Source organism: Gardnerella sp. 30-4, assembly GCF_001641215.1.
Taxonomy (GTDB): Bacteria; Actinomycetota; Actinomycetes; order Actinomycetales; family Bifidobacteriaceae; genus Bifidobacterium; species Bifidobacterium leopoldii.
Genome location: NZ_LXJL01000055.1, coordinates 1 through 11,224, shown reverse-complemented (window position 1 = coordinate 11,224; position 11,224 = coordinate 1). Strand labels below are relative to the sequence as shown.

10 protein-coding genes are annotated in these 11,224 nt (G+C 37.1%); 5 read left to right on the top strand and 5 right to left on the bottom strand.

Annotated features, from left to right (window positions below):
- Window positions 1-224 precede the first annotated feature (224 nt).
- Genes A5294_RS04305 through A5294_RS04290 form a run of 4 tightly spaced genes read right to left on the bottom strand, consistent with a single transcriptional unit; the run spans window position 225 to window position 4,187 of the window.
- Entirely contained in the window at window positions 225-2,444 is a 2,220-nt protein-coding gene (locus A5294_RS04305; RefSeq protein ID WP_231880193.1) for a phage/plasmid primase, P4 family, read from the bottom strand.
- Window positions 2,438-2,806, bottom strand: a complete 369-nt coding sequence (locus tag A5294_RS04300; RefSeq protein WP_064340554.1) for a DUF4406 domain-containing protein — start codon at window positions 2,804-2,806, stop codon at window positions 2,438-2,440. Before A5294_RS04300 ends, A5294_RS04305 begins: the two co-directional genes overlap by 7 nt.
- Window positions 2,799-3,557: a phage antirepressor KilAC domain-containing protein gene (locus A5294_RS04295; protein ID WP_064340553.1), complete on the bottom strand. Its 759-nt coding sequence runs from the start codon at window positions 3,555-3,557 to the stop codon at window positions 2,799-2,801. The genes A5294_RS04300 and A5294_RS04295 overlap by 8 nt, the downstream gene beginning before the upstream one ends.
- 12 nt (window positions 3,558-3,569) lie before the next feature.
- Entirely contained in the window at window positions 3,570-4,187 is a 618-nt protein-coding gene (locus tag A5294_RS04290; RefSeq protein WP_064340552.1) for a hypothetical protein, read from the bottom strand.
- A 458-nt stretch (window positions 4,188-4,645) separates the two neighbouring features.
- On the opposite strand from A5294_RS04290, the gene A5294_RS04285 reads away from it, so the two are divergent.
- Genes A5294_RS04285 through A5294_RS04265 form a run of 5 tightly spaced genes read left to right on the top strand, consistent with a single transcriptional unit; the run spans window position 4,646 to window position 10,479 of the window.
- Window positions 4,646-5,566 (top strand): hypothetical protein, encoded by a 921-nt coding sequence (locus tag A5294_RS04285; RefSeq protein WP_064340551.1) that lies wholly within the window; start codon window positions 4,646-4,648, stop codon window positions 5,564-5,566.
- Between the two features lie 10 nt (window positions 5,567-5,576).
- Entirely contained in the window at window positions 5,577-6,212 is a 636-nt protein-coding gene (locus A5294_RS04280) for a hypothetical protein (protein WP_064340550.1), read from the top strand.
- An 11-nt stretch (window positions 6,213-6,223) separates the two neighbouring features.
- Window positions 6,224-8,509 (top strand): AAA family ATPase, encoded by a 2,286-nt coding sequence (locus A5294_RS04275; RefSeq protein WP_064340549.1) that lies wholly within the window; start codon window positions 6,224-6,226, stop codon window positions 8,507-8,509.
- Between the two features lie 18 nt (window positions 8,510-8,527).
- Window positions 8,528-8,731, top strand: a complete 204-nt coding sequence (locus A5294_RS04270) for a helix-turn-helix transcriptional regulator (RefSeq protein ID WP_064340555.1) — start codon at window positions 8,528-8,530, stop codon at window positions 8,729-8,731.
- Window positions 8,732-8,742: 11 nt separating this feature from the next.
- A complete protein-coding gene (locus tag A5294_RS04265) occupies window positions 8,743-10,479 on the top strand; it encodes a restriction endonuclease FokI C-terminal domain-containing protein (RefSeq protein WP_064340548.1) in 1,737 nt (578 codons plus the stop codon).
- A gap of 103 nt (window positions 10,480-10,582) precedes the next feature.
- Here the strand turns inward: A5294_RS04265 and A5294_RS04260 are convergent.
- Window positions 10,583-11,224 (bottom strand): DNA adenine methylase (locus A5294_RS04260; RefSeq protein WP_197457100.1); only part of this gene is annotated, 642 nt, incomplete at its 5' end.

The window sequence follows — 11,224 nt, the reverse complement described above, 5'->3', positions numbered from 1 at the left end:
TATAAAAAGTAAAGAAAAAGGGTACACTATAATACAAAACCCCTATTTATCAGGCTTTTCTTTCTTGAAAACGTGTATGGTAGTGTGTAGGCAAAGACTATTTTCGTGTATGAAAAAATCCTATAGAACATTTTTCTCTGAACCCGGTTTTTACCATGTAAAACATTTGTCTACACGCCAATACATTTTTCAGGAAGTATCTTTTACTTTTACCGTGCTTTACATCAAAGAAAATCCTCCTGTGCCTGCAAATTAGGATTAATGGAAAGCCCACACCACTGGTAGCCTTTACCCGTCCGTTTTTTGCTATAACCGGCTAACAGTAAAGCCTTAGAAAAATCCCTATCGTTTCTAACATATTCACCGTTAAGGTTTGCCCACTGGCGGTAAGACAAGTAAAGACTCCTACTCATCTCCGTTTCATTCACGCCCTTAATGCAATAATCAGTGATGAAATGGCCTATCCAGTCGTTTTCAGCACGGTAAGCGTCCTTAGCCTGCTCTACCACCTTACAAATAGGGAATTTATAACTGTTTTGGATATAAAGCTTGGCTCCTTCAATCATCCATTGAAGTATTGCCCCACCTGCTTTTTGCAAAAGTTCATCAACATAGTCTGTTTTAGGATTCTTGATTTCTTTCGTAAACGGTGCGACAAAGATTCTCCGCCACGTTCCCTTATCGTTCGAACCGACTTTCGGCAGATGGTTCGTGTAGAGAATGGTTGAGTGGCTTGGTGTAAACGTAAAAGGAGCATAATATTTCCTCTCAGCTGAAATATCATCCACGCTTGCTATCTGTTTCAGCATGGAAATAGAAAGCCTTTGTCCTTCCTCGGTTTCCGAGGCAAGAATAAACCTTTTACCGCAAAGCTCTGCTAAATCCACTTTCACGTTTTTAGCCCGAGTGGTTAAAGACTCTGCAGGTATTTTCCCAGCATAATCTCCAAGCACGTGTGCTTCCGCGTTAAACACGGTCGACTTACCGTTACCGCCTGACCCGTACACTAGCAAAAGCGATTCTTCAAACACTTGACCTATAAGCGTACTACCCGCATGGCTTTGAAGAAATGTTTGAAACTCTTTATCACCTGCGGTAACCATATCAAGAGTTGTCTGCCACAATCCCACGTTGTCCCGTGAAGGGCAAACAGCGGTCATTTTCGTACAGTACAAACACGGATCATGTTCTTTTAGCTCTCCAGTCTTTAAATCCACGATTCCGCAAGGCGTGTTTAGAATGAAAGCATCACGATCCAGTTCTTCGTTTGCAACTTCCAGCATGGATTTAGCAAGCTTTAATATCCCGGACACTTTACTGTGATCATTCATCTTCTTAGCAAACGAAAGATACTGCTTTGCCCGATTCACTTCACTTTTCGCTTTATCCGCCTGCTCTTTATCACCTGATGATTCAGCTTGAATGAACTCTTCGTAAGCTGTCTTAAACTCGATACCAGCATTTTTCAAAACTTTTTTAGCAATAAGCATGTAAAGTTTCATAACTTTAAGCTCAGACGCTTCCCACTTCTTGCCCGTCCAGTAAAGCCAGCCGGCAGACATCGTATAAACAGCCTTATTCTTGTTATGTTTGGCAAAAACCTCAGCCATCGCAATATCCGTTAAATCATCCGGCTTATACTCCTCATAGCTTTTCCCATACTCGCTAGGCGGAATATAACCTTCCTGACTTGCTACTTTAAGCCCGAACTTTTTAGCCGAATACCAGATTTTAGATAATTCTGCGTCAGGCAAAGGAGGATTACACCGTTCTGCTTCCCTCAAAAACTTCTCATACGCTTCATCTGTCGCACCATAACGTTTGATGAGTTTTCCTGCAATATGACTAAGCTTAGAGTTTCTCTGCCCTGATGGTATTTCTTCTGTTTCTGCATCAAATTCACCAAAAGCTTCTTCAGAGAGAAAATCAGTGATTGTTTTTTCACCCTCGTAAAGTTCTACCTGTGGAGTTTTAACACCGTAGAGAAAACGTGCCGCATCAAGAGCGTTACTGTCAAAATACGGGAATACTGATTGAATCCTTGTTTTAAGCTCTACATAAGCTTTAGCATCGCTTACTTCTTCAATTGGAAAATACACGTGAAAACGTGGTCTTGCACACTTCCCATGCTTGTCTTTCATGTGGTTTCTACTATAAGACGCATAAAAGCACACGTTCGGAAACGCTAAAGCAACATCAAAAGGCGTCACCCAGTCTTTACCAACATCAGAATGGTCGTTATCACAGTCCATCGGAATACAGGTAGATGAAATGAAATTATCTTTAGACCTATAACTGTTAGTAAACTGTGCTGTGACATGGTCAAAAGAGATAGCCTTATTAAAACTATCTCGATCACAGACTTTTACTTCGTCAGGATACAAGCAGTTACTACTGTTTCCCACACAGGAAGCTGTATAAATTTTGCAGTCAAGCATCAACATTCACCCCCTAAATCCTTATCCGTAAAATACTTAATCGTCTGCCTGCGTTTTTCAGCCAGATTGATTTCTACTTGCATGCCGCCTGTGATTTTTTCTCCGAACACCCACAGTTCGTTGCATTTGCCTAAGAGGATAATGTCCATAAACATCGCGTCCCCTCTATGCTTTTGATTCTCATCATCCATGAACGGGAAAAGCAGGTGTGGAGTGATAGGGATTGCCCCGCGTGAATACGCGTAAGCCGCACACCGAATAGCATGTTGCACGTTTCTTTCTTTATCTCCACGGTAGGGAGCACAAATGTAGACGATAGGCCTAAAATTCGGTGTTGTTTCTAAATGTTTTTTATAAGTCTTACTCATCTTTAGCCTCCTGTTCAATCAAGGGGTAGATCCCGTGTTGTGTCATGAGGTGATAGATGAAAAGCCTGCCTTTCTGAGTCCAATAAGTGTGAACCTTTGAATGAGTAATGCCCTTAGCGTCTTCATAAGCATGCGTTTTTGTGCTGGTATAGCCTTTCTCAGCATATTTTTGATATAAAAGCCAAGTATCAGATTGCTTAAATTGGACACCAAGATCATGTAAATAGTTGTTCATCCACTGTGCCGATTTACCATAATCTTTTGCAATCACACGCATGGAGATTATGTCTTTGCATTTAAGCACCACATCGTAATAGCTGGCTTTCGGTTTAAGCTCTGCTATCTGCTGTGTTTGCAAAGCTACAGTATTGGTAAGCTTCAGATTTTGCGATTCAAGCAGACTCAATTTCCTATTGGCTATTTGCAACGCACGTGCCATTACCGCATCAGGCGAGTTCCACTTCTCTTCAACAGAAATAAAGTATTCTCGAAATTTTCTGCCAAGTTCTGTACGCTGAATCATACATAGCTGTTTTGCCATATCGATAGTAAGCTGATGATTGGTTGCTGGTCTTCCACCAGTACTTTCCGACAAAAATGTCGAAAAGTCCTTACCCTCAACAAAACCGTAATCACACATTCTTGGGAACCACTTATCATAAGGTGTTCCGATATTAAGTGCTTGATGCAAAACACGGCCATCTACAGTCGGACGTTCATTGTTATAACTGATTTTGATTAGCTCTTTCATAGTAGCTACCTCCTAATTTTTATTGGAGGAGTTGGTTCCTCCTATGAAGTAGCCACGGCTGATGCCAAAATCTGACGCTTTTTTGAAATTCTTTACTAACTTTTTCTCAGCCCGCTTAAGCTTATGCGTAATATTGTTAGCCAAGCGATCCACGGCTTTTTTATAATCAGCATCCGTTTCAAAAGCATCACGGCTAAGCATGGATGCAGCCTTTTCATTAATCGCCATATTCCTAATACGGACAGCCATAAAAAGATCCGCCACATCCGGCTTTAAAATCGAGTAAACAAACGATTCAACTGCCCTATATTCTTCTGAAGCTTTAATCTGATTTACTGTTTTGAAAAAGATGCCAGAGTCTCTAACATCACTCATGCAAGACTCATAATCATCAGTTTCCTCACCGTCTTCACCGCTGTAAGGCTTAGTAAAACCTTTATGCCTCTCATATTTATGCAGAGAGTTATACTCGGGACGGTTAAACTCAGCATCTACCTTTTCTTGTGCTCTTTTCTCAAACTCTTCTTCGCTTTCATCGGGAAGAAGGTCGATATTAAGCCAGCCTTTAACCTCATCAAGCTTGAGGTCGAATGTTGTAAAATGCTTGTCACAGCGTAATTGAATTCTCATAAAAAATCCTCCATCTGATTTCCGATGAAGGATTTCCTTGAATTCAGCTCAAATAAGGCATGACAAAACACCACAAGCTAGAATGAAGAATTCCTTCATCTTTACTTGCAGCTGCCTTATTCGGTAAGACCGCTGTACTTATTTAGTTGTTCTATGCGGACTCCGAATAATCCTTAGCTAAGGGATATTTCCGCATAGAGGTTGAGGCTGATGCCTCGCGTTTAGAAAGAACAAGAATGCTTTTGCATTAAAAGACTTTCAATACGCATCTTTTTCCTTTAGTTCGGTCTATCAAAAACCAAACTTTTTTGATAAAATATGCGTGAAAGACTTTGAATATTTGCATGACTCGCATCTTTCAATCTCTAACCTATAGTTAATAGAGTTGAACGCAATCGAAAAGGGTGTTAATAAGGACTAAAACAGTTAAGATTTTTCAAAAAAGGGGGTTATTTAAGATGACTTCAAAAGAAAGCATTCCAGTGCGTGTTCCTTATCTAAGCGGTGGTATCTTATTTAACCTGCTGGTTGAAGCCACTAAAATAAAAAAATCCGCACGATCTAGAATGAGCGGATATAAAGATGAGTGTAGCGACTCGAATCTAATGAAATCCCTGCTAAAAGTTATAACTGGCGAGGATGTTTCTCAATATGATGAATCCGTCAAAACAAGTACCAGTAATTACAAGCGATGTCTCGCACATAAATCCTCATACACTCCTCAAGGAGATGAGGTTTCAATCAAAACGTTCCACAGTAGTGTAATGTCAAATGATTTACACATATATCAACAAATGAAGACTCTGACGAATGATTTCCTTGCTGAACGTAAAATGCAATGGTTAGTTAAAGCAATATTAGAAACAATTATTAAAGATGTATCCATTGGTTCGGATGAAGAATTTAGTATTAATTGCCAAACCAAACTAAAAAAGGAGCAACTGCAAACAGTCACTCACATTAATTTGGAATTTTTTCTGGTTAGCGTGTGGGATTATATTTTGAGAAACAAAACAAACAATAGATTAGGTAGATCAACATTTGAAGCGTGGTACAAACAAAGCAGCATCAACAGTAAATGGAAATTGATTAATGAGGATATAGGCACAACAATTACTCAAAATATCGAGATTTCAAGATTTGAAATGCCTGTTTATAATAATGAAAAAGTTGCTGAGTGCAGTAAAACTCTAGACGTGAAAGAAGATAATGAATTTTTTAACCCAGAGACAGATATACCTGTCGTTGAGGCTGATGATATAAGTGATGAGGAAGAACAGTCACCTAAACAAATAACTCAGGCTATTAACAACCCTAAAATTGTTAATCAGTATGCGAATAAAATCTACAACATCGAACATGTAGATCATTTAGATTAGAGGTGTCTGTATGGGAAATGAATTAGAAAAAATCATCGCTAATCAGTTGCCTGAAGCAGGCAAAATAAGTCAACATGCAAACAAACTCTACAACATAAATCATGTAGAGCATATAACTATTACACCTTATCCAACAGTTCCCACTCTAGATAAAGGAATAGCTACGCCTACTGATGGTTTAATGTATGATTACTATAATCTTGTTGTAGGCAGTTCTGTTATTGATAGTGTTTTTGTAAAGGTAGATAAGAAAAGAGCCATAGAAGCCTTTTATACAGAAGATGAACTACGAGACAAGTACGCCTATTTATCCGTTGACGCAATTAAAGAGATTCAGCGATTTCCAATTCTTGTAGTACCTGAAACAACAGAGTATTATGGCAAAGCTTCAGACGATCAATATGGGTACGTTGGAATAATAGAAAAAATTAGAAAAGACTCATGCGAGATTGTTCTGAAATGCAAATTTGAGGATAAAAAACCAATCCCGCTAAAAAAGATTAGTGAAGTTGCTTTTGATTTAGGTATCCAAAGCATGGATGTAGCTATAACTGAACTCAATCACTCTCATTGGGCTATTAAACCTGTCAATCTCATTGAAGAATTAACAGAAGCAAAAATAGATTTTAAGGATTCTATTTTTTAGGAGGTATCTTTATGAAAAAAATACCAGCCAGTATTCAATCTTTACATATTGATGGTGCTACTTACAAACTCAATCCTGTAACTATTACCCCTACTTTTATTAATTTCTTCTACGGGAATAATGGATCTGGTAAATCCACCATTGCTGAAACTTTAAAAAACAGCAGTGGTATTACGTGGTCGAACAATACAGCATCACAAGATTGTAAGCTATATGTTTATAATGCCGATTACATCAAAGCTAATCTTGCAAACTACGATAATCTACCTGGTGTTTTCACTTTCAATGAAGAAAATATTCAGATTCAAAACCAAATTAATGATTTGACCAATCAAAAAGAAAAATTATCAGAAGAAAATTGCCAACTATCCGCCGCTAAAAACAATAAGGAAGATGAACGTATAAAAATACAGGCATCTTTCGAAGAAAACTGTTGGTCTAAAACTCAAACAATTAGAAACGATTTTAAACAAACAGTTATGGGTAAACTAAAAAAGAGTACTTTCGCAGAAGAAGTACTCAAAGACTATAATGCAGTTAACCATGATTTGTCTCAGCTTAAAAACCTATACGATACTGCATATTCTAAGAATGCTGTAGCGTTTCAAAAATTTTCTGTTATCAAGGATACTGCTGTATTAGATAATATTGCTAATTTGGATTTGATTGAGAAAAAGATTATAAGTAGCTCAGATACGCCTTTCGCCAATTTCATCAAAGCTATGAACAGCACTGCTTGGGTAAAGCAAGGAATGGCTCACTATCATTCTGTTTCTGATGGTAAATGCCCTTTTTGCCAACAACAACTACCTGCTAGTTTTGAAGATGATATAAAAGCCTGCTTTGATGAACAGTTCGAGAAAGAAACACAAGCAATCACAAACCTACAGGCAGATTATAAAGACTCGGCAAACACTCTCTTTGTTCCAATGTCAAAGATACCTGAATCAAATATTTCTGATGCTGAAATAGCTGCATATAAAGATAAGCTAAGTGCATTAAAAGGTGTCATTGCCGGCAATTTGGAGCTTATTGCTAAAAAACAGCAGGATTATGCCATAGCATACGAACTGGAAGCAACAAAACCTTTACTTGATGAACTGGCAGATATGATTGAAAAGTTCAACCAATCAATCGATGAGCATAACGCTATCGTTTCAACCAAACCGGCTAAACAGCAGGAATGCAGAAAACAAGTATGGGAACTCATATCCTATATGCTAAAAGATGAAATAAAGGCTTATAAAACAAGTCTTGGTGCTATTACAAAAGAGCTGGGACAGATTGACAGTCGATTGCAGACTAACGCTTCAGTAATTAAGAATATAGGTAGCCAAATTTCAGTCCTACTTAAAAATACGGTAAACACTAGGGATACCGTTGAAAGCATCAACCAGCTATTAAAAGATTCAGGATTCCAAGGCTTCTATCTACGAGAAAAAGTCAGTACGCCTAACGTCTATGAGGTGATTCGCAATGACGGCTCTATAGCTTCAAACCTCAGTGAAGGTGAAAAGAACTTCATAGCATTCCTCTACTTCTACCATCAAATTAAAGGCAGTGACACTCCAGACGAGAAAAACACTGACAAGATTGTAATCATTGACGATCCAGTTTCCAGTATGGACAGCAGTACTCTATTTATAGTCAGTGCATTAATCCGCGAAATGATATGTGTCTGCGAAAACAACGTACATCCTACTGACGCGTACGTAAAAGACAGGTATATAAAACAATTATTCATACTCACTCATAACACTTATTTCCATCAAGAAATAACCTACGACAGAGTGAAAGACTACCGGTTTGTTAACTTCTATTTAGTGTCCAAGAATGACAACAAATCATCGGTTCGTCTTTGCGAAAAACAAAACCCTGAGATTCCATCGGAAATGATGAACTACAATCCAGTACAAAACTCCTATGCGGCACTATGGGAAGAGTATAGAATATTAGACGCACCGATTCCTCTTATGAATGTCATAAGAAGAATACTGGAATATTACTTCCTTCAGCTATGTGGTTATGACGGAACAACGCTAAGAGATGTAATTCTCAAACAAAACAAAGAGAAGTTTATCTGCACAGACGAAAACGGTAATAACGACTATTCGGCATACCAGTTGGCATCCGCAATGCTGTCCTACATACAAACGAAATCATCGTTTGGCATAACTGACGGAATCAACTACGTAGACGACTGTGTGGATGTTTCACAAACAAAAGAAACATTTAAGAAGATTTTTACTCTTATGAACCAAAGTCAGCACTACGAAATGATGATGAATAAAAGCTAAATGAGAGGAACAAAAAAAATGAAGATAATCTATAACCGACTATGGAAACTACTAATAGATAAAAACATGAACAGAGCTGATTTGCAAAATGCTGCAAAAATCAGCTCATCAACAATTGCCAAACTTGGCAAAGGTGAAAACGTCACCACTGAAGTTCTCATCAAAATTTGCGAAGCATTGGACTGTAAACTGGAAGACATCATGGAAAATGTAGAAGAATAAGGAGATTTTAAATGATTATTAGAACATATGGTTGGGTTCAAAACCCTTCAGATTTTGATAAACTCAAGCTGGTAGTCCAAATTTTTGACCCTAAATCCTTGCACTATGCAAATTTAACGCATAATCTTGTTCCAAACTATATTCCATTACAGGGAATTAAAAATCAACTTTTACAAAAACTAAACAACCACTCTGATGAATTTAGTTATACAGAACTAGTAGGAACATCCAAAAACGCGTCTGGCAATCCCGCCAAAAATCGAAAAGAGGCTATTGCTGATGGTTTAATACAAGTTACCATTCTACCTCAATCATCAAAAACAACAGGAAAAATGTGGACAGATAACTGGACTGCAGATGGATATTTGCGGTGGGCACTTAGCTTAAATTTTGTAAAACATGACAGAGAAACTGATTTGTGTAAAATAACTGATCTAGGTCTAAAATTTTCTGCTTCACCATCGAAAAGCAATACAGAACAAGACATTCTTAGAAAAGCGCTATTGAGTTATCCTCCCGCTTCTCAGGTGCTAAATATTTTAGAAAAGGCAAAAGTACCCGTAACTAAGTTTTATATTGGTAAACAGCTGGGATTTAGTGGCGAGAAAGGATTCACATCATATGATGAAGCTCTAATGAAAGACTGGTTTGTCACTGGATCAATTGAAGAACAAAAGAAAATCAAATCAGACATAGAAGGTACAAGTGACAAATACGCAAGGATGATCTGTAATTGGCTAGAAAAAGTTGGTTATGTTACTAAACAAGCTACTACTGTTAAAACAGATAATGGAGAAAAGGCTGGATTTCAGAATTATTCTATAACAGCTCGGGGAATTCATGCATTAAATCAGGCTAATGGAAGTTCTAAAAACAATCGTGTTAAAAAATTCCTGACGTGGGAATTCCTTGCAGTAGATGGCAAGAATAAGAATTATGTTCGTTCTCGTAGAGCATATATTCTACAATTTCTTAAAACAACAAAATCTTTTAGTTCTCTCATAAATTCGCTAAGAACTTTAGGTTTTAATGATGATATTGAAAAAATAAGAAATGATATACACGGTTTAAATAATTTTGGAATAAGAATAGAAGATAACGGTAATGTTGTTAATCTAAAAGATGATTTCTTTGATTTTAGCATTCCTAATCTTGATCTTACAGCTGAACTTAAGGATAAAGCAGCTGATGCTGTAAAGGCTAAGTTCTTGAAGCTAACAGGGCTTTCAATGAAATATATTGAGCTGTTAGATATAGCTTATGACAGTAGTCGAAACAGAGATTTTGAGATACTTACAGCGGATTTATTTAAGAATGTTTATGGGCTGGATGCAATGCATCTAGGTGGAGGAAGAAAACCGGATGCCATTGCACAAACCAGCCATTTTGGAATCATCATCGACACAAAGGCATATGGTAATGGATACAGCAAATCTATATCTCAGGAAGATGAAATGGTTCGTTATATCGAAGACAATCAGCAGCGTAGTATTACTAGAAATTCAGTTGAATGGTGGAAAAATTTTAACTCAAGTATTCCTTCTACCGCGTTTTATTTTCTTTGGGTTTCTAGTAAGTTTGTAGGTAAATTTGATGATCAATTACTTGCAACTTATAACCGAACTAATACGTGTGGCGGTGCTCTTAATGTCGAACAACTTCTTATTGGTGCATATAAAGTAAAAGCTGGATTGCTCGGGATAGGCCAAATTCCTTCATACTTTAAAAATAAGGAAATAGCCTGGTAAAAGGTAAATCCCATACTGCAATAAGTAGTATGGGATTTACCTTTCTAATTAGTTTCCTTAAATGATCGAAAAAGTTGGGATATAGGTCAAAAAGTCTCATTTTTTATAACATTCTATAGGTTAAAGGATCATAGTTCGTTATTAGCACTTCTTCGCTACCAGTTCCCCTAGAATTATAGGAAGAATTGTTATAAGAACACTTTAAATGATTAACACATACATTGTGTGTTTTTATATAGTCCAATAGTAAATTATTAACTTTACCCTTATGAGACAAAACATTACTTAAAGCAAATTTGACACCCCTTTTGCTCAATTTATCCATTAGCTTGTACATCTCTTGTTCCTGCATATCACTCCAGTTTAAGAAACCTCTATTACCATCGTTGTAATTTCCAGTAGTAATTAAGTAAGGCGGATCTAAATAAACAAAATCTTTTTTTGTAAGCTCAGTAATATTAAAATCTGAGAAATAATCATCTGTAAATGTTGCGTCGATTTGTTTTAGCCTGCCTATGAATCTTTTTAGATTTTCTTCCATATTAGAACTAAATGAACTTCTATTTCTTCCAAATGGGTTATTAAATTCCATGGAGTTATTAAATCTTAGTTGGTAATTATAACTAAATGAAGTAAGCACATATAAATCAAGAGGGTTTGGCTCAGCATTATATGCTTTCCTAAAAGAAAGATACCCCAGCTCATTTTCTTTACTAAGTTTATATTCGCTTATACGTTTTTTTAT